Source organism: Psychrobacter sp. 1U1 (assembly GCF_051847535.1).
Classification (GTDB): Bacteria; Pseudomonadota; Gammaproteobacteria; order Pseudomonadales; family Moraxellaceae; genus Psychrobacter; species Psychrobacter saeujeotis.
In genome coordinates this window covers 122,082-140,998 of the sequence record NZ_JBPYDD010000008.1, presented here as the reverse complement: position 1 = coordinate 140,998, position 18,917 = coordinate 122,082, and the positions used below count along the sequence as shown (strand labels likewise).

At 42.2% G+C, this 18,917-nt stretch carries 18 protein-coding genes; 6 read left to right on the top strand and 12 right to left on the bottom strand.

Translation table 11 applies throughout. The annotated features are described in order from the left end of the window. Positions 1 to 349 precede the first annotated feature (349 nt). Positions 350 to 1,222: a CDP-diacylglycerol--serine O-phosphatidyltransferase gene (gene pssA, locus ACS8FB_RS12515; RefSeq protein ID WP_439263329.1), complete on the bottom strand. Its 873-nt coding sequence runs from the start codon at positions 1,220 to 1,222 to the stop codon at positions 350 to 352. Between the two features lie 10 nt (positions 1,223 to 1,232). Continuing rightward, entirely contained in the window at positions 1,233 to 2,108 is an 876-nt protein-coding gene (locus tag ACS8FB_RS12510; protein WP_439263327.1) for a 23S rRNA (adenine(2030)-N(6))-methyltransferase RlmJ, read from the bottom strand. Positions 2,109 to 2,238: 130 nt separating this feature from the next. Here ACS8FB_RS12510 and ACS8FB_RS12505 point away from each other — a divergent pair, with 130 nt between their 5' ends. Both ACS8FB_RS12505 and dapE read left to right on the top strand, forming a co-directional pair. Continuing rightward, positions 2,239 to 2,991, top strand: a complete 753-nt coding sequence (locus ACS8FB_RS12505; protein WP_439263325.1) for a 2OG-Fe(II) oxygenase — start codon at positions 2,239 to 2,241, stop codon at positions 2,989 to 2,991. A gap of 106 nt (positions 2,992 to 3,097) precedes the next feature. Continuing rightward, positions 3,098 to 4,303 (top strand): succinyl-diaminopimelate desuccinylase, encoded by a 1,206-nt coding sequence (gene dapE, locus ACS8FB_RS12500; protein WP_439263323.1) that lies wholly within the window; start codon positions 3,098 to 3,100, stop codon positions 4,301 to 4,303. Between the two features lie 133 nt (positions 4,304 to 4,436). Here the strand turns inward: dapE and ACS8FB_RS12495 are convergent, their stop codons facing one another. The 6 genes from ACS8FB_RS12495 to ACS8FB_RS12470 form a co-directional block, all read right to left on the bottom strand. Next, positions 4,437 to 4,976: a GyrI-like domain-containing protein gene (locus ACS8FB_RS12495; protein ID WP_439263321.1), complete on the bottom strand. Its 540-nt coding sequence runs from the start codon at positions 4,974 to 4,976 to the stop codon at positions 4,437 to 4,439. 54 nt (positions 4,977 to 5,030) lie between these two features. Beyond that, positions 5,031 to 5,240 (bottom strand): Fe-S cluster assembly protein IscX, encoded by a 210-nt coding sequence (gene iscX, locus ACS8FB_RS12490; protein WP_021812734.1) that lies wholly within the window; start codon positions 5,238 to 5,240, stop codon positions 5,031 to 5,033. Between the two features lie 228 nt (positions 5,241 to 5,468). Beyond that, complete coding sequence (locus ACS8FB_RS12485; protein ID WP_439263318.1) at positions 5,469 to 6,005, bottom strand: acyl-CoA thioesterase; 537 nt, start codon at positions 6,003 to 6,005, stop codon at positions 5,469 to 5,471. A 292-nt stretch (positions 6,006 to 6,297) separates the two neighbouring features. Further along, positions 6,298 to 7,680 (bottom strand): NAD(P)(+) transhydrogenase (Re/Si-specific) subunit beta, encoded by a 1,383-nt coding sequence (locus tag ACS8FB_RS12480; RefSeq protein ID WP_439263341.1) that lies wholly within the window; start codon positions 7,678 to 7,680, stop codon positions 6,298 to 6,300. 14 nt (positions 7,681 to 7,694) lie between these two features. Then, a complete protein-coding gene (locus ACS8FB_RS12475) occupies positions 7,695 to 8,033 on the bottom strand; it encodes a proton-translocating transhydrogenase family protein (RefSeq protein ID WP_439263339.1) in 339 nt (112 codons plus the stop codon). Positions 8,034 to 8,149: 116 nt separating this feature from the next. Further along, complete coding sequence (locus tag ACS8FB_RS12470) at positions 8,150 to 9,319, bottom strand: Re/Si-specific NAD(P)(+) transhydrogenase subunit alpha (protein ID WP_439263316.1); 1,170 nt, start codon at positions 9,317 to 9,319, stop codon at positions 8,150 to 8,152. Between the two features lie 303 nt (positions 9,320 to 9,622). Between ACS8FB_RS12470 and yaaA the strand changes: the two genes are divergently transcribed. Then, entirely contained in the window at positions 9,623 to 10,423 is an 801-nt protein-coding gene (gene yaaA, locus ACS8FB_RS12465) for a peroxide stress protein YaaA (protein WP_439263314.1), read from the top strand. A 271-nt stretch (positions 10,424 to 10,694) separates the two neighbouring features. Here yaaA and groL read toward each other — a convergent pair whose 3' ends face one another. Further along, the gene (gene groL, locus ACS8FB_RS12460; RefSeq protein ID WP_439263312.1) at positions 10,695 to 12,344 is read right to left on the bottom strand and encodes a chaperonin GroEL; all 1,650 of its coding nucleotides are present in this window, start codon (positions 12,342 to 12,344) and stop codon (positions 10,695 to 10,697) included. Between the two features lie 123 nt (positions 12,345 to 12,467). Next, positions 12,468 to 12,758, bottom strand: a complete 291-nt coding sequence (gene groES / locus ACS8FB_RS12455; RefSeq protein ID WP_057758860.1) for a co-chaperone GroES — start codon at positions 12,756 to 12,758, stop codon at positions 12,468 to 12,470. A 413-nt stretch (positions 12,759 to 13,171) separates the two neighbouring features. Between groES and ACS8FB_RS12450 the strand changes: the two genes are divergently transcribed. Next, positions 13,172 to 13,942, top strand: a complete 771-nt coding sequence (locus ACS8FB_RS12450) for a DUF3108 domain-containing protein (protein WP_439263310.1) — start codon at positions 13,172 to 13,174, stop codon at positions 13,940 to 13,942. A 173-nt stretch (positions 13,943 to 14,115) separates the two neighbouring features. Here the strand turns inward: ACS8FB_RS12450 and ACS8FB_RS12445 are convergent, their stop codons facing one another. Together ACS8FB_RS12445 and wrbA are read right to left on the bottom strand one after the other, a co-directional pair. Beyond that, positions 14,116 to 14,595, bottom strand: a complete 480-nt coding sequence (locus ACS8FB_RS12445) for a hypothetical protein (protein WP_439263308.1) — start codon at positions 14,593 to 14,595, stop codon at positions 14,116 to 14,118. A gap of 55 nt (positions 14,596 to 14,650) precedes the next feature. Beyond that, complete coding sequence (gene wrbA, locus ACS8FB_RS12440; protein WP_439263306.1) at positions 14,651 to 15,268, bottom strand: NAD(P)H:quinone oxidoreductase; 618 nt, start codon at positions 15,266 to 15,268, stop codon at positions 14,651 to 14,653. 283 nt (positions 15,269 to 15,551) lie between these two features. Between wrbA and ACS8FB_RS12435 the strand changes: the two genes are divergently transcribed. Together ACS8FB_RS12435 and ACS8FB_RS12430 are read left to right on the top strand one after the other, a co-directional pair. After that, entirely contained in the window at positions 15,552 to 17,078 is a 1,527-nt protein-coding gene (locus ACS8FB_RS12435; RefSeq protein WP_439263304.1) for a YihY family inner membrane protein, read from the top strand. Positions 17,079 to 17,175: 97 nt separating this feature from the next. Further along, a complete protein-coding gene (locus tag ACS8FB_RS12430; RefSeq protein ID WP_439263302.1) occupies positions 17,176 to 18,798 on the top strand; it encodes a DUF2254 domain-containing protein in 1,623 nt (540 codons plus the stop codon). The last annotated feature ends 119 nt before the right edge of the window (positions 18,799 to 18,917 follow it).

Genomic DNA, 18,917 nt, shown 5'->3' with positions numbered 1-18,917 from the left:
CCAGTTTGTGCTAATGAGGGGCGTATTATAGACCCTTTTTTGTCAGTGTCAAGGGTTTATTTTATTTAGTTTGAAAGTCTTTATTTAACTAAATAAATACTCTAAAACAAGGACCGATTTGTTCAGTGGTAAACCACTCTCCAATCACCCTTCCCTTTCGACTGGGTGGCATTATACGCGCTTTTAATAGGGGGTCAAGTAAGAAATTAAGAATTTCTTACTTTTATGTTTACTACAGTTCTTAATTTTCTTCAAAAATTTGTTATCAATTAATACTTTCTGTCATACAGTACTTCATAAAAAAGGAGCTTACATTTTAAACTCCTTAATATAAAACATAAATGTAACTTTAACTTTTTGCTTTTTCCTTAATAGTAGTAACAATACCTGATAACGCATAGATGATACCGATGGCTAAGATACCAACAGGTATGTCATAGATCACAATGCTCATAACCAGCACCCCAAGGATAAGCACCACAAAAGGTACTTTCTTTTTGTCAAATTCCTTAAAACTATAGTATTTGACGTTACTGACCATTAATAAACCACAGATAACTACCCACACGGCAAATAAGAACATAACAGCAGTATCATATTGTCCCACCCATTCATTATGATCGACAGCAACCATAACAGCAGACGTTACTAATATAGCGGCAAGCGGACTTGCTAAACCAACAAAGTACTTTTTATCTACAATACCAACCTGCACGTTAAAACGTGCTAAACGGAATGCACCACAAGCCGTGAAAACGAACGCACAGCCTAGGCCAATGCGACCTAAAGGCTCTAAGGCAAAGCTATAAATCAAAATAGCCGGCGCAATGCCAAAAGCCAACATATCGGCAAGGGAATCGTACTGCTCGCCAAAGGGGCTTTGTGCATTGAGCATACGTGCAACCCGCCCATCAGCACCGTCAAGAATAGCGGATAAAAAGATGGCTAAAGATGCTTTATAAAACTCGCCTTGAGTACTGGCTAAAATCGAGTAAAAACCAGATAATAGCGATAAAGTGGTGATCAAGTTGGGCGCTAAATAAACACCGCGACTGACCACAGGCTTACCTTCTGCAACTTCTGTCTCAATCACCTCGAAAGTCAGCCCATCGTAATTATCATTATCCGCCAAGCGAATATTGAATTCATGCTCATCAACAAAGGGTGGCTGAGTTGCGGCGCTGTCATTTAAACTATTGTGAGGCGATTGCTCAGTCGTCATATTGATATCCTTATTCGCCAACTAACCAGCGTACATTGGTTGCACTATCAGGCGTCAGATTTGGCGCATCAGCTACTTTTAAAGCAGGCTGTAAAAATCGTAATATTTCACGTGCATGATTATCAAACTGCCATGGCGGATTGATAACGAGCAGCCCCGTACCATTGAGACCAACGGCGACATCATTTGGATAAATATTTAGCTCACAAACTAGCTGACGACGCATTTCAGTACGTTTTAGCTTTTTGTAGAACAGCTCTACCGCTTCAATGTTTTTAATGGGGAACCACAACGCATAAGTACCTTGTGGCCATTTGTTATAAGCAGTAACAAGCAAGTTGATAAGGCGTGTAAAGTCTTTGTGTTCTTGCTCATAGGGAGGATCAAGGAAAATAAGTCCGCGGCGCTCGGCTGGTGGGATAACCGCTGTAATACCTTCAAACGCATCACGATGATGGATACCAATTGGTAACTTATGTAATTGATAGTTCAACGCATCATATTCAGAAGCTTTAGCTTCAAAAGCTTCACCGCGCACGCCTGCGTCTGGGTTTTTTTCAACATGGTGAGCAACCCACCATGGCGACCCTGGATAGACTTTACTATCATAAGTGAATTTGGCTTGCTTGATACCTTCCACATATTCTTTAACAGCAGTTGGGGCCTTTTCAATGTCCGTTTTTAGTAGAGCTTGGATACCGCCCTTGGCTTCTCCTGTCTTACGCGCTTCTTCACTACTAAGTGAATACAGTCCGCGACCGCCATAAGCGTCAAGCACATAAAAAGGTTTGTTTTTTTGGCCCAGTTGATTAAGCAGTTGTACCAATAAAATGTGTTTGACCACATCAGCAAAGTTACCAGCGTGGTAGGCATGTTTATAGTTCATAATCTCAAAAGTTTAAATAAGAAAAATTGCATCTATGGTAGCATAGGAAGCATAAAAGATAATGTGGTTTTGGTAAGCACTTTTAATAAAAGGGCTTTGAATGCCAGCTAATTGACAATAACGAGGTGAGATGACTAAGATTATTAGCAACCTAAATGTGACAAAGCTTGTGGTCAATCATCCGATAGGTCCTGATAATCCGCCGCAGCTTGCGCCGTATACTGATAAAACCAGCGATAAACTGCTTACCCAAGATGTTTTGCAGATGACAAACTTTGCTGTCAATTGGGCGGATAAGCTGACCGATAGACAGTTAGATAAGTTTGTAACTGATGGCTGGATAGTGGTAGATGGCGTGTTTGATCATTTGGCACTACAGGCTTTGCAAGCAGAGAGTGGTTTTGTTGACTATCGTGATGCTGAGCTGACCGCTGGTGTTCGGATTAGTGATATTCGCGGTGACCGTATTCGCTGGATCACTAAAAATTTCTTTGCTGGCTACTTTTATCTACAAAGTATCAATGCGCTTGCCACTTTATTCAATCAAAGCTTGTTTGCAGGTATTCGCCACAGTGAAGCACATTATGCCTGCTATCCGGTAGGTTTCGGTTATAAATGGCATAGTGACAACCCTGCCGGCCGCAATGAGCGCGTTATCTCAGCCGTGTTTTATTTAAACGACGAATGGGCAGCCAATGATGGCGGCGCGTTAGAAATTGTTGACAAACATGGTATACATCATAATGTCATGCCTGTTGCCAATCGTCTGGTCATATTTGACAGCGACCTGCAACATCAAGTACAAATCGCTCATCGGCAGCGCTATTCTATCGCGACGTGGATGCGCCGAGATGGTTTAGTGCCTTTTGTTGAAGAGGGTTAAATAAGCTATTTATTGTAGGCTGGGTTTTTAACCCAGCTTTTAAACTTCGCAAATGCAGAATGCTGGGTTAAAAACCCAGCCTACGCTCAATTCTGAAAGGTCTATCATGTCTAATAATAAAAATACTTTAACGCAAACTCATCAGCAAGCCACTCTTGATCTAAGCATTGAACTATTAGAACGTCCTTCAGTGACGCCAGACGACGACGGTTGCCAAGATATTTTATCGGAACGCTTAAGACAGGCAGGCTTTGATTGTGAGTTTATGTATTTTGGCGATAGAGATAAGACTGGCGAGCACGCGGAAGTCAAAAACCTTTGGGCACGCCGTGGCACGACTGAACCAGTGATTTGCTTTGCCGGTCATACCGATGTGGTGCCAACAGGCGATGTCAATAATTGGACCTACCCGCCCTTTACCCCAACCATCGAAAATGGCTATCTCTGGGCGCGCGGTGCCGCTGATATGAAAACCGGCATTGCTGCTTTTACCATTGCAGCTGAGCGTTTCGTTGCCAACCATCCTGAGCATAATGGCTCTATCGCCTTTTTAATTACCTCAGATGAAGAAGGCCCCTCTATCAATGGCACCGTTAAAGTCATAGAAACTCTAGAAGCACGTAATGAAAAAATTACCTATTGTCTTGTTGGTGAGCCCTCGAGTACTGATACCCTAGGCGATATTATCAAAAACGGTCGCCGCGGCTCGTTGGGTGCCGTGCTGACGGTCACCGGTAAGCAAGGTCACGTGGCCTATCCGCATTTGGCTTGTAACCCTATTCATGCGGCTACCTCCGCGTTAGCAGAACTCACGACGGCAACTTGGGACAGTGGCAATGACTACTTCCCCGCCACCTCTCTACAAATCTCTAATATCAATAGTGGCACTGGCGCAACCAATGTCATCCCTGAGACGCTTGAAGTCGTTTTTAACTTCCGCTTTTCAACGGAAACAACTGAAAATGAACTAAAAGCAAAAACCCATGCTATCTTTGATAAGCATTTTGCTGATAGCAAGGCCAGTTATGATATTCATTGGAAATTATCCGGTCAGCCGTTTTTGACACCTGAAGGTAAACTCGTCTCTGCCTGCCAGCAAGCCATTAAGTCGGTGACGGGCACACAGGCAACTTTATCGACTTCAGGCGGTACTTCTGACGGACGCTTTATTGCGCCAACGGGTGCACAAGTCGTTGAGCTTGGCGTGCGCAATGCTACGATTCATCAAGTTGATGAAAAGGTTGAGGTGGATGACTTGGGCAGATTGGCGCAGATATATGAAGGCATTCTAGAGAATTTGTTGTTAGATTGATTTTACCCCTCTAACGTAAAAAAGCGCTATCTGATTTAAAATAGCGCTTTTTTTATCATTGTTCTTTATCAACTATAAATTAAACCTTTTAAATTATCTAATTTTTACTGACAGACAAGGTCATTTACTGGCTTTACTCAATCCCAATATATAAGTCCACCTGCCCATACTCTAAATTACCACCAATATAATGCTCAAAATCGACCTTATAAGTGCGAGTATGCGCGCAATCTGGATTATGGAAGTACTCCCAAGCTTTCTCCCAAGCGTTCATCACGGTATTCGGCATTCTACCTTCTTCAGAAAATACTAAATATTTACCGGCAGGAATAGTAACTGTCACCACATCGCTAGCATGAGCGGCACTAAGAATATTTTCAGCACTTAAAACATTATGTTCTTCGTCACTGCCTTCGCCTGCTGCTTGTGCACTCTCTACCTTCCAACTAGCGACTACATCAAAAGCGCCGACCAAATCTTCGCTCTCGTAGTTCTGATACACCCCGTAAATATCTTCACCTTCAGCCAAATGGCTGACATGGTTTTGGTAGAACTTTTGCCATAAACGTCCTAATTTAGCCGTATCATGGCTGATTTCTGCGTTATTCGTGGTGCGAGTGCTAATACCTTTGCAAACGATTGCATCAGCTAACTCTGTTACTTGAGAAGTCATATTGTTTCCTAATGAATGAAAAAGATCATGAAAGCTTGTCACATAAAGAAAGGTCTAATCTGCTTCATCTATCCAATTCATTTGAATCGCTTCCAGGATACCTTCGTTTGACTTTTGTGGATCATCATCAAAGCCTTCAAGCTCAGTCACCCAGCGGTGCAAATCAGTAAATCGTATGTACTGCGGGTCAGTCTCTGGAAATTTCTCATAAAGCTCAATGGCAATGTCTAAGCTATCTGTCCATTTTAGTTTTTGTGGGGTCATAATGGTGCCTCTTTATTATTAATTAAGCCTTGTATAGTAAGTTCAAAACAAAACGATTATAAATTTGAACGCGCTACTGGTATAAATTTTACTTGCGTGCTGTTATCTTTCGATGCTGCGTAAAATTCATCCCAGCAGCGCTACAACACTTTTAAAGTAATTCGACTATATCAGTGTTATGAACTATCCTAACAAACTTCAGCCTCTACTGTATAGATAGGCTTGGTTTTAACGACTTTCAGACTTAACTGCCACTTGGTGCTTATTCCAACTGGTAATCACGTCGCTCAATTGCTCATCCGCCATATCTAATACCTCAGGCGTACACTTATCGCCATGTTTATCCTTTAGCAAAAATTTAGTCATACCAACGCCCATTAGCTGACTTTTGACAAAGAAGCGAGTTTCAAAGTAAATATATTTCTTATCCCAGCCAACAAGCTCGCTACTCACCGTCATCTTATCTAAGAATTTAATCTCTTTTAGGTAGACCATCTCTTGCATAGCGATAACCCAATTTAAGGGCTTGATACCTTTTTGATGAACACAGGTCATTAGCCAACGGGTGATATTGAGCTCAATAAAAGACAGGTAACGGTAATTTGGCAGATGATCGCGAAAGCCCATGTCATGTGGCAATACTCGATACTGACGAGCAATTGGCGCGCTCAACATTTCAGTGGTTAATTTTTCACTAGCATTTTGCAGCTTAAGTTGTTTTTTGAGTAAGCTTGTCATAATAAAGAAGCGAATCAACATATTCATAAAAAACTCTCTTGATGTTTATATAGTCAGTTGAAAATAAAACTGTCATCAATTTAAATGCACTACTGGTATAAATTTTCCTTGCGTGCTGCTATCGCTCGATGCTGCGCGACTAATATCTAAAAGCAAGCATCCCAGTAGCGCTATAACACTTTCAAATTGAAACTACTATACTGTGTTTTATAATTGGTTATCTTTTATATCTGAGATAAAGGCGTCATACCATAACGCAAAAAAGCCACCCAGTGACTTTTTTATTTGCAAACTTATATTTAAAAACCGATTTTAGAGATTAATGACCTGCGCCGTTAATACTACGTACCATCTCTTCTACCATCTTCTTCGCATCACCAAAGATCATCATGGTTTTGTCCATGTAAAACAGACTGTTATCGAGTCCCGCGTAACCGGTACTCATCGAACGCTTGATAACCATAATCGTTTGGGCTTTGGTGACTTCTAGGATAGGCATACCGAAAATTGGCGACGATGGATCATCTTTCGCAGATGGGTTTACTACGTCGTTGGCGCCGATGACTAAGACCACATCTGTACTGGCAAAGTCTGAGTTAATCTCATCCATCTCTAAAATATCATCATAAGGCACATCCGCTTCAGCCAATAGCACGTTCATGTGTCCTGGCATACGACCTGCCACTGGATGAATAGCAAAACGAACGTTAACGCCTTCTTCTTTTAGCAGCTCATATAACTCTTTTACCGCATTCTGTGCACGACCTTGTGCCATACCATAACCCGGTACAATAACGACACTGCTTGCGTTGGCCATTAAGAAGCCAGCATCTTCTGCTGAACCTGCTTTATAGTTCTTTGGCGCGCCATCATCGCCGCCTGCCGCCACTGCTGCCGTACCCATACCGCCAAATAGTACGTTAAGTAATGAGCGATTCATGGCTTTACACATGATATAAGATAAAATCGCACCTGATGAACCTACAAGCGAGCCTGCGATAATAAGCATCGAGTTGCCAAGGGTAAAACCAATACCTGCTGCCGCCCAACCTGAGAATGAGTTCAATAGTGATACAACCACTGGCATATCACCGCCACCGATTGGTGCAATCCACATCCAACCAAAGATGACTGCAATTACTGCCATGGCATAGAAGGCAGGTAATGAATCAGTAACGAAATACACGCCACCAAAGCCAATCATAGCGATGAATAGTAGTGCTTGGACAGGTTTAACCCAGCCGCCAACCAAGGTCTTCGCCCAACTCTTTGCCGCCAATTTACCAAAGGCAAAGACAGAAGCTGAGAAAGTAATCGCACCGATGAAACAACCGATGAATAATTCGACACGAGCAACCGCGCCATGCTGTTGTTCAGTATGCAGTACCGTTGCTAAAGCAATCGCTACCGCTGACAAACCGACAAATGAGTGCATTAAAGCGACCGTTTCTGGCATCTGGGTCATCGCGACCGTCTTTGCTTTCCACATACCAACGAGTGCACCCAATATCATCGCACCGATAATCAACCACAGCACTGGGCCTTCTGCTAAGAAGAATGTCGTTGCTACTGCAATTGCCATCGCAACCATACCAAAGCGGTTACCGCGAATAGCGGTCTTTGGGCTAGATAAACCTCGAAGGGTTAAGACGAAAAGAATGGCACCGATTAAATAAAACCAGTCAGCATTCGCAGAAATCATATTTGTTAAATCGCTCATGCATCGCCTCCATTTTCAGATGTTACCACTGGCGCTTTTTTTGCTTTAGGTTTAAACATCGCGAGCATACGCTCAGTCACGGCAAAACCACCAAAGATATTAATACTGGCTAAAAATACCGCAAATGCACCAAGCAAACTGGTTGGTGTAAATATCGAACCATCAATCGTGACCGTCTGTAGCATTGCACCGACGATGACAATACTTGATAAGGCATTAGTTACGGCCATCAATGGTGTGTGTAATGCAGGCGTAACGCCCCAAACAACGTAATATCCGACAAAAATAGCGAGTACAAATACAGTGAAAATCGCTACAAATGGTGTGCTACTCATGGCCGCACCGGCTGGCGCCGCAGCTAAAACAGTGGCAATCATCTTATCCTCCTAAAATTTTATTCATTACTGGCAAATGTATGATGACAAAGTGTGTAGTGATAGGCAGTCAAGACTTAGCGTTTAGCAAGGCGTACCTGACTCTCATGCGTCACTGCCAGTGCGCCCTGAATCTCATCTTCCATATCTAAGTTCAGTGCCAGCTTGTTTGATGCAGCATTGTCTGTCGCTTCCGTGGTTTCTTCAGAGGCAATTAAAGTCGTGATAAAATTGACAAGGTTATTGGCATACAAGTCTGATGACTGCGCCGCTAGCATCGATGGAATGTTGGCCGCACCGACGATACGCACGCCATTGGCAGTGGTAATGGTTTCATCTGGCACACTGCCTTCCACGTTACCGCCTGTTCCAGCAGCCATATCAATCAGCACTGAGCCTGCCTTCATTTTGGCAAGTGTTGCTTGATGTACCAAGCGCGGTGCTTGACGACCCGGAATTTGCGCAGTGGTAATGACGATATCGGCATTACTTAAGGCTTTGTCCACCACAGCTGCTTGGTCTTTGATATACTGCTCTGAGGGTGTCCATGCATAACCGCCTGTGGACTTAGCTGTCTCAGCTTCCTCTGCACTCATTGGTACATCCAGCCATTTGCCACCTAATGACTCTACTTGCTCGCGAGCAGTCGGACGTAGATCACTGGCTTCCACGACTGCACCTAAACGCTTGGCAGTAGCAATGGCTTGCAAACCTGCGACCCCTACGCCTAAGATAACAACTTTGGCAGGTTTGACTGTCCCAGCTGAAGTCATAAACATAGGAAAAGGACGGGAATATTCATTGGCCGCGAGTAGTACCGCTTTATAACCGGCAAGGTTAGCTTGTGATGACAAGACATCCATATTCTGTGCACGTGATAAGGTACGTGGTAACAGTTCCATGGCAAATGCCGTTACCCCTTTGGCAGCATAAGTATCTAGCTGAGTATTACGGTAAGGATCGAGCATACCAATGACAATCTGACCAGATTTTAAGCTGTCAGTAGTTATAGAAGGTAAGTCATTAACTGTGGTAATAATTTGAGACTGGTTAACTACCTCAGCACTACTATTTGCAATATCGGCACCAGCCGCTTGGTACAAATTATCAGCATAATACGCTGCTTGACCTGCACCTGACTGGATGACGACTTCAAACCCAAGTTTAATTAGCTTTTTGACCGCATCTGGGGTGAGCGCTACGCGGTTTTCGTGTGTGATATCTGCACTGATGACACCGATTTTCATACCGTCTCCTTACTCTAAATATATTACTGACCTATACACAGATTATTTGCATGATGAGATGCATAGAGCGAAAATTTTGGTCAACGCTTACATTAGATACTTCAACCAATATTATCAATATAATAAATGACTAACTGTTTTCCATCATGTGTTTTTATTATAGAGACATCGTTTGCTAACTTTCATTGTCTAATGATGACCCATAAGTAAATAAAAAGTTATGTATTTATACCATTTATATAATCTTTATTGCTATATTTGAAATTTTTATTTTTTCGATCTCATAAATCACAAGGAATGACTATGTATTTTGTACTCTCCCCTGCCAAGTCTTTGAATGAAAAAGATGATATTCCCGTAAATCTAGGCAATCATTACAGTCAGCCTGAGCTTATAGGACATTCGCAAGAGTTGATTAAAATACTAAAATCGAAAGAACCGATTGATTTGCAAGAGATGATGAGCATCTCTGACGATTTGGCCCAGCTCAATGCTGAGCGCAATCAACAATGGAGCTGGAGCAAAAATAAGCCATTTAATGATCAAAATGCAAAACCAGCAGGTTATTTATTTGATGGAGATGTTTATACTGGGCTTGATATGTATAACATGGATAAAGAAACGGCCATTTATGTCAATGAGCATTTAGGTATTTTGTCAGGTCTTTATGGTGTGCTGAAACCACTTGATTTGATTCAGCCGTATCGCTTAGAGATGGGCACTAAGCTGAAAAATAAGCACGGTAATAACCTATATGAATTTTGGGGCAAGGAAGTGACTAATGTTATCAATGCACACATGGCAGATAGCGATGACAAGGTATTAGTTAATTTGGCCTCTAATGAGTATTTTAAATCGGTCAAGAAAAAGGCGCTAAATGCTGAAATCATCATGCCACGATTTGAAGATGAAAAAAACGGTCAATATAAGGTAATTAGCTTTTATGCCAAAAAAGCCCGTGGTCTGATGGTGAAGTACGCTGCGGATAATAAACTCACCAATGCTGAGCAATTAAAGCAGTTTGACTTGGCGGGATATTATTATGTCGATGAGCTGTCTGATGATAAGACATGGACGTTTAGACGAGATGAAGCGGATTCGTAATCATCATGCTAAAACATACTAAACTTGTATAAAAAAAACCCCGATAAGCTCAGCCTACTGGGGGTTTATTTGGGAAAACTGGACTAAAAACTTTCATTAAAAAAACCCTGCTATCCTAACGATAACAGAGCTTTTAATAGTCAAACAGACTTTATGACTTCAGTCATACTTCTAGCGAAAAGCGATTTGTCGAGAAAGACGAGCGAAAATAGTACCTATTGTACATTGAGCGCGTCTGACAAAGAGAAATCGCCTTGTAGCAGAAGTAAAATTACATCATGCCGCCCATTCCACCCATACCGCCCATTCCACCAGCACCGCCCATAGCAGCCATACCATCATCACCTTGCGGTAAATCAGTAATCATGACTTCGGTCGTGAGCATGAGACCTGCAACAGATGCAGCGTTTTCTAGTGCTGAACGAGCAACTTTCGCTGGATCAAGGATACCCATCTCTAGCATATCACCGTACTCGCCAGTCGCTGCGTTGTAACCATAGTTACCGCTACCGCTCTTCACTTCGTTGACTACAACTGAAGCTTCTTCGCCAGAGTTGGTCACGATTTGACGTAATGGTGCTTCCATCGCGCGACGTAGAATATTCATACCGGCATTTTGGTCATCGTTATCGCCACGTAGCTCAGACAATGCATTCATTGCACGAACTAAGGCAACACCACCACCAGGGACAACGCCTTCTTCAACCGCTGCACGAGTCGCATGTAGCGCATCGTCAACACGGTCTTTCTTCTCTTTCATTTCAGTTTCAGTCGCTGCGCCAACTTTGATAACGGCTACGCCACCTGCTAGTTTGGCCACACGCTCTTGTAACTTTTCTTTATCGTAGTCAGAAGTAGACTCTTCGATTTGACGGTTGATAGACTCAACGCGATTATCGATGTCTGCTTTGTTGCCAGCACCATCAACGATAACGGTGTTTTCTTTACCGACAGTAACCTTTTTAGCAGTACCCAATTGCTCTAGGGTTGCAGTCTCTAAGCTTAAACCGATCTCTTCAGAGATAACCGTACCGCCAGTTAGTGTCGCGATATCTTCTAGCATTGCTTTACGACGATCGCCGAAACCTGGTGCTTTAACCGCACAAGTCTTCAAACCACCACGCATATTGTTGACAACTAGCGTAGCCAATGCTTCGTTTTCTACGTCTTCAGCGATGATTAGCAACGGTTTGCTCTGCTGCATCACTTGCTCAAGTAGTGGCACGATTTCACGAATGTTGCTGATTTTTTTGTCAACCAATAGGATATATGGGTTTTCAAACTCGGCCGTTAAGCTGTCTTGCTTGTTCGCAAAGTATGGGCTGATATAACCACGGTCAAACTGCATACCTTCAACAACTTCTAAAGTATCCTCAAAGCTTGAACCTTCTTCAACAGTGATAACGCCTTGCTTACCGACTTTTTCCATCGCTTGAGAAATCAATTCACCGATCTTGGTGTCTGAGTTCGCAGAAATAGAACCAACCTGAGCAATCGCTTTATGATCGTCGGCTGGGGTCGATAGCTTATGGATTTCTTTAACCGCTTCGCGTACTGCTTTGTCGATACCGCGCTTAAGATCCATTGGGTTCATGCCAGCGGCAACTGATTTCATGCCTTCTTGCAGGATTGATTGAGCCAATACTGTTGCGGTAGTCGTACCATCACCAGCGACGTCATTAGTGCGGCTAGCAACTTCACGAACGAGCTGTGCGCCCATGTTTTCAAATTTGTTCTCAAGCTCAATCTCTTTGGCAACTGATACACCATCTTTAGTGATGGTTGGTGCGCCAAATGACTTGTCGATAACCACGTTACGACCTTTAGGGCCTAGCGTGACTTTTACAGCGTTTGCTAGAACGTTAACACCGTCCATCATTTGCTTACGAGCATCAATGCCGAATTTTACATCTTTTGCCATGTTAATTTACTCCATTATTATAAGTATAAAAATACGATCGAATAAGTCGATATAGTGTTGTTAAAGAACTGTCTAAACACAATTATCAAAAATGTGCTGAGTACTCAATGATACTCAAAAGCACTAGCCCTCTAGCACACCCAATACATCAGACTCTTTCATAATAAGTAGTTCTTCGCCGTCAACTTTTACCGTTTGACCAGCATATTGACCGAACAAAACTTTGTCGCCAGCTTTTACATCTAACGCACGAGTTTCACCGTTGTCACGAACTTGCCCATTACCGACAGCCAGCACTTCACCTTGTGACGGTTTTTCTTGTGCTGAACCAGGTAATAAGATACCACCAGCAGTTTTTGTTTCTTCTTCTATACGGCGGACGACGATACGGTCATGTAAAGGACGAATGTTCATCGATATGACTCCAAAAGTTGATTGTTTACGTTAAAGGGTTTATTTGAATAAATGGTCTCAAGACCAGTATCTATAAGAAATACGATTAACAGTAATGTCTCATAGATAAGCGTTGAGCTTGTATCAAAAAGTGGGGGCAATAGAAGATGGCTTCAAGTGTAAATTCGAAAAATTTACAAGAATGTGAAAGCAGAAATTTTATAAGTTCATGCTAGCGAGTAACCTTACTCACAAAGCGTTACTTGTGACGTCAGCTTAAGGAGTTTTGGCAACATAGGCTACAAGAGCTGAACACTGCTATATGTTGACGCCCTTGAAAATGTAACAACATATGACCATTATAAGCGTTGAGAACATAATAATAGTTATAAGAAAAGATGACATCTCTGTCTTCTATCTATTAAGGAGTATTCATGAGTGTTTTATCAATAAATAAAAAGTTAGCAATAACTGACAATCAAGACCTTAGACATAATAAACCGAAATTTTTAACCGCCTTAACTACAGGTGCTAGTATCGCTATTATCGGAGCTTTAAGTATGACTGCCCCTACGCTTGCCAATGCAAAAATCATTCAACCATCAAGTGCTGATTATAGCTTTACCGTTGAAGACAAATATAAAGGTACTGCAAACCGCACTTTAAAGAAGTCTGGTAATACTTGGAATTATAAAGTAAAAGCTCGCGTAGCTGGCGTCGCTAGTGCCGCGCAAGACAGCACCTTTACCATCAATGGCAATAATGTCAGCCCAACTCAAGCGAGCACTACCTATAAGTTGCTTGGTCTTGGGCGTACGCATAAGTTAAGTTTTAACCCTAGTAGTAAAGAAGTCACCAGTACTTATAAAGGCAAAACCACGACCATGAATATGGCGCAGCAAGCTTTTGATGATTTGAGCCTTGAAGTGCAAATTCGTCAAGACCTATTGAATGGTGATTTTTCTGGTAACTACTATATGGCCAAAAAAAATAAAGTAGAAAAGACGCCATTCAAGAAGTCTGGTAATACCAAAATCACCGTACCAGCGGGGACTTTTGATACCGTTCGTGTTGACCGTATTCATGACGACAATAGTCGTTCAACCAGTTTTTGGTTGGCACCGAGCCTTGATTACTTACCTGTCAAAGTAAGCCAAGTCAACGATGGCAAAAAAATGGATTTAGAATTAACGAAAGCCAACTAAATCCTGAGCTATTACTCATTTAGCTGATGATTACGTTATGTAGAGTCGATATTGGCTAAAGTAGATACATGACTTAAATAAGCAAGACCATAATAAAAAGCGCCGCTCTGGATAAGAGTGGCGCTTTTTATTATCTAAGCTTTTTTATATCAATAACAGAGGTAAAAACCAATCTAGCGAGAGCGTGGCTGTTTGACGACGTTATTCATTGAAGGCAAACGCTTTAATAGAATAAATAACCAAACGTTGATCGCCAGCAATAGCACAAAATCAAGCAAATATACCGCTATCTCAGACCAGCTACTACCATAGATGCGAGTAAACAGCACGACCCCACTTGCGCCCAAATAGACTAAAGTGAACATACTACTTATCAACAACGCATAAGGTGAACGACCACGCACAATCCATGGCGTCAATATAAAGGCTGGCAAAAGCCATAATGTCTGCCATGCAATACCGCCCACGATATCGGGGTTACTGACGTTAAACACACTAATAAGAATGGGCAGTGCAAGCATTCTATAAGCTAGCCAAATAAGCCACGTCAACATCAAACGCTGACGAATGGGCGTAATAGGTTTGACAGGTTTACTGGCTTTTTTTGCTGCTGGTTTTGCCTGAGTGTTATTATCTGGACGGTTAGTAGCCATTAGATACGTCTGTTTCCTAGTTTAATAGCATTGTGCTGCACGATATAAAAACAGCTTAGCGGGTCCAATTAGCTTGTGCTAATGCTTTAGCACTAATAGCCAAACGTCGACCTTGAGCGACACCTAGCTCGCGCTCATCATCATTTACAGGCTGGTCATGCAATGCACCGCTCACGTGACTAGCGCCATAAGGCGTACCGCCGCGATGAGTACGATTGAGTGCAGGCTCAGCATAAGGCACACCGACTATCATCATACCGTGATGCAGTAGTGGTAACATCATTGTCAATAAGGTCGTTTCTTGGCCACCATGCATCGAACCGGTCGCTGTAAATACTGAAGCGGGTTTGTTTTGCAGATTACCAGCCAGCCATAGCGTAACAGTATTGTCCCAAAAGTATTTCATGGGCGCGGCCATATTACCAAAATGCGTCGGACTACCAAGCGCCAGACCGCTACAGTCTTTTAAGTCATCCATCGTGCAATAAAGATCACCTTCGTCAGGAATAGCGGGTTTGCTCGATGTGGTCTCAGGTGCCACGATCGGTACTGTACGGATACGCGCTGTCATGCCTGCGTCTTCGATACCTTGAGCGATAGCATACGCCAAGGTCTTAGTCGTACCGTGACTAGAATAATATAGTACCAAAACATAAGGGTTGGTTTGACTCATGAGCAACACTTCCTTATAAAATCATTAATGTTAAGAGATGCCATAGCTTGAGTGTCATAATAGCTTAGGTGTCATATAAGCTTTGCACCAAGAGATTAACGTCATTGATAGATGTGCACATTATGCCCGACTCATTCACTGACATGCAAATAAAGACTGCTATACCTTATAGTGATAGCCATGTAACGAGTGCTATTATGTATTTTGACACAATTAATTGGCAGATGCTGATGGCACATTTTTGTTACACTACTGTCACTCTTACCCTTGCTAAATGGTCGATATGGAAAACTTACTGAAAAAAATCCCGTTTACACATCAACGCTGGTTTCAGTTTTCGCGATTTTTGACGCGGCATTTTTTTGAAGACAACTGCCAACAAAAAGCAGCTTCACTTACTTACACCACCATGCTATCGATTGTGCCTATGTTGACCGTCCTACTGATGATCCTATCGTCAGTTCCAGCGCTTGCTACAGTTAGAGCACAGATTTATGAAGTGATTTATAGCAATTTGCTACCGAAATCAAGTATGCAAGTCAGTGAGTATATCAACAGTTTCGCTGAAAAATCGTCTAACTTGACGGCCATCGGGGCAATGATTTTATTTGTCACAACTATTGTCACTTTGACGACTATCGAACGTGCCTTTAATCAAATTTGGCGAGTAGAGGATCGCTCTGGTGGTATTAAGAGTATGCTGCGCTATTGGACCATTGTCACCATGGGACCGTTAGTATTGGGTACTGCATTTATTGCTTCTAGTACGGTACAAAGTTTAAGCTTTTTAAACCGTCAAATAGGCGGTTACGGCATCGACTGGTCGTTTTGGGTACAAATAGTTTCCATTGGTGTCACGATCGCAGGCTTTATTGGTATGTATTGGTTCATCCCCAAAGCACGTGTACCCGTAAAAAACGCGGCCATAGCTGGTATATTCGTTGCAATAGTATTTGAATTACTAAAGCATATCTTTGGTACGGTAATGGGCAACTTTACCAGTTACGAAGCCATATACGGTGCGTTTGCCGCCTTACCAATCTTTTTATTATGGATTTATCTGTCATGGAACTTGATTTTACTAGGTGTTGAGATTAGCTATACGTTAACTATTTTTGAGACTGAGGAGGTCTATCCGCGACACCCGCTGTTAAGTTTGCTTGATATGTTAAATCTAGTCTACCTTAGCCACTTAAAAGGTGATGCTGTTAGCGAGCAGGAGCTACGAAATGTATTGGGTCGTAAAGAGCTGCCTAAATGGTATACCTACATCAATTATCTAAAAGACTGTAAACTTATTACCGTGACTGAAGATGATGAATACGTTCTCAAAAAAGATCTTAGCAAAATGACGCTATGGGATTTTTATCGTACCCTGCCCTATCCGTTACCTATAAAGGACGAGCTTGATGAGATGGAAAATAATAGCCAACAACCATGGCTAAGCCTGCTGGTGCGCCGCTTTAACAATACTGAAGCCTTCGCTCAAGAACAACTTGACTTACCGTTGTCTGCTATTTTCTCTCACAGTCAGCCACGTAAAAAAACCTCTGCAGATAACAAAATAGAGCCTTTTGGGAAATCTAGTAAGCGCAATACACAGCACAATAAACATAGGCGCGAGCAAGACACACCGCATTTTGAAGCAGCAGCCTATGATAAAGACAGTGACGTCATATGTGATAACAATCGCAATGAGATTTTGATTCCAAATGACCAGATTGCAGACGATAAAGATAAAAATAACGACCGCATCAATCACCAGGGCAATATCATTACTGAAGCGGATAATCCAAAAGTAAACAGGTAAATGCTATAACCTTAACTTTAACCTTATCAGACGATATTATAAAATAACCTTCGCTAGAAGACATGAGTCAAAATATACTCTCAACCCTTTGGAGCCTATGGCAGTGACCAAAAATGACAAAAACAACCTGCCCACACGCATACTGTCGACCAGTCTTGACGCACTCAAAAAATTTATCCAGTTATGGTCACTACAGACTCTAACCGATCTACCTGATCGATTAAGAAATCTATGGCAGCAGCTCATCGGTTCTTACTGGTTTATCCCGACTGCTTGTGTACTGACAGGCATACTTTTAGCCCCTTTATTTATTGCTATCGATCAACAGTTTGATCGCGCAACTGTTAAAGATATTAGTTTTGCGTTTACTGGTGATGACTCTTCTGCAAGAGCTATCATGACGACGATCGCAGGAGCTGTCTTAGGTGTGGCTGGTACTACTTTTTCGATTACCATTGCCGTCCTGTCTATGGCCTCATCACAATTTGGCCCACGGCTCTTACGTAACTTTCTTACAGACACCTCAAACCAGTTTGTACTTGGCGCCTTTATCGGTACGTTCAGCTATAGCTTGCTGGTCTTAAAGGCCATTCACAAGCATGACGTCAACTTTGGTGTGCCACAGCTATCTGTTACTTTTGCTATCGTAATGGCTGTTGTCTGTGCCTTACTTTTGGTCTACTTTGTCCAACATATGGTCCATGCTATTCAAGCGTCACGCGTGATTCAAGGAGCATGTAATGATGCTATTAAAAACATTCATTACTGGTATAGCGACAACTGCGAGATGGAGCATCAGTATAATGTCATAAATAGCGATGATGTTGAACAATATCATTCTTGGGCCGCTACACCTATCTATGCACCAACTTCAGGCTACTTACAACAAATCTACTTTGAATCACTTATTACATTGGCACAAGATTATGGCGGTGTGGTGCAATTGCATACCAATCTTGGCGATTTTGTCACTGATAAAAACGTTATAGGGCATTTTTATCGGCGCCCAACAGCACATATTAGCAACCTAAAAAAGACCAAAACCTCTCAGCTTGCAGTATCTCCACAGGCACCCGATGGCATATTTTGGCAACGCTTTGCCGCTTGTCTGCACTTTGAGCGTCAGTCCGCTTATACCAATGATATAGCATCAAGTTTGGGGCAAGTCACTGAGATCGCTGTGCGGGCATTGTCTCCTGGGATTAATGATCCTAAAACAGCTGTCAACTGTGTACAGTCTTTGACCATTTGTTTAAGCCTAATGTTACGTCGGCAGCCACCTAGCCCTTATCATTTTTATACGCCACCAAAAGACAAAGATGAGTCTAATATTACGGTTAATCAGCCGCGTGTCGCAATACTGGCGCTTATCACCAGAACACCAAAGATATCTGACTTTATCGAAACCTCCTTAGGTGAGATACGTCGATATGCTATTGCTGACCTAATGGTATTAAAGGCGCTTTGTCAGGCAGTGACTGACTTAAACTATGCTCGAGTCAATAGCGCACAGCGTCAGACTTTATTGCGCGAGCTGACTTTGATTGAACACGCAGGTCAAGCGAATCTAAGTTATAAGGAGCTGGCAGAGGACCTGATAGCCATGTGCCAACAAGCACGGCAGTTTATTCATGACGACAATGCGCAACATCAACATTTTGAATATATCAGTAAGTTTGATATGCATATTTATAAAGATTTACAGACACAATCAAGGTAAATAAGTAGTCCGTAACTCAATATATACGTCTAAATTTTGCTATAGGTATTAAGCAATACTAGCACTATCTATCTGCTAAATACCTGTTATCCTTTCAACAACTTTTATACTCATCGAGA

Bases quoted from the DNA above. Each gene is read 5' to 3' on its own strand.
- ACS8FB_RS12470 (WP_439263316.1), bottom strand. From the start codon at position 9,319: ATGAAAATCGGTGTCATCAGTGCAGATATCACACACGAAAACCGCGTA.
- yaaA (WP_439263314.1), top strand. From the start codon at position 9,623: ATGTATTTTGTACTCTCCCCTGCCAAGTCTTTGAATGAAAAAGATGAT.
- ACS8FB_RS12435 (WP_439263304.1), top strand. From the start codon at position 15,552: ATGGAAAACTTACTGAAAAAAATCCCGTTTACACATCAACGCTGGTTT.
- dapE (WP_439263323.1), top strand. From the start codon at position 3,098: ATGTCTAATAATAAAAATACTTTAACGCAAACTCATCAGCAAGCCACT.
- groES (WP_057758860.1), bottom strand. From the start codon at position 12,758: ATGAACATTCGTCCTTTACATGACCGTATCGTCGTCCGCCGTATAGAA.
- pssA (WP_439263329.1), bottom strand. From the start codon at position 1,222: ATGACGACTGAGCAATCGCCTCACAATAGTTTAAATGACAGCGCCGCA.
- ACS8FB_RS12510 (WP_439263327.1), bottom strand. From the start codon at position 2,108: ATGAACTATAAACATGCCTACCACGCTGGTAACTTTGCTGATGTGGTC.
- ACS8FB_RS12430 (WP_439263302.1), top strand. From the start codon at position 17,176: ATGGCAGTGACCAAAAATGACAAAAACAACCTGCCCACACGCATACTG.
- ACS8FB_RS12505 (WP_439263325.1), top strand. From the start codon at position 2,239: ATGACTAAGATTATTAGCAACCTAAATGTGACAAAGCTTGTGGTCAAT.
- ACS8FB_RS12445 (WP_439263308.1), bottom strand. From the start codon at position 14,595: ATGGCTACTAACCGTCCAGATAATAACACTCAGGCAAAACCAGCAGCA.
- ACS8FB_RS12450 (WP_439263310.1), top strand. From the start codon at position 13,172: ATGAGTGTTTTATCAATAAATAAAAAGTTAGCAATAACTGACAATCAA.
- groL (WP_439263312.1), bottom strand. From the start codon at position 12,344: ATGGCAAAAGATGTAAAATTCGGCATTGATGCTCGTAAGCAAATGATG.
- ACS8FB_RS12480 (WP_439263341.1), bottom strand. From the start codon at position 7,680: ATGATTTCTGCGAATGCTGACTGGTTTTATTTAATCGGTGCCATTCTT.
- ACS8FB_RS12495 (WP_439263321.1), bottom strand. From the start codon at position 4,976: ATGACTTCTCAAGTAACAGAGTTAGCTGATGCAATCGTTTGCAAAGGT.
- ACS8FB_RS12475 (WP_439263339.1), bottom strand. From the start codon at position 8,033: ATGAGTAGCACACCATTTGTAGCGATTTTCACTGTATTTGTACTCGCT.
- wrbA (WP_439263306.1), bottom strand. From the start codon at position 15,268: ATGAGTCAAACCAACCCTTATGTTTTGGTACTATATTATTCTAGTCAC.
- ACS8FB_RS12485 (WP_439263318.1), bottom strand. From the start codon at position 6,005: ATGAATATGTTGATTCGCTTCTTTATTATGACAAGCTTACTCAAAAAA.
- iscX (WP_021812734.1), bottom strand. From the start codon at position 5,240: ATGACCCCACAAAAACTAAAATGGACAGATAGCTTAGACATTGCCATT.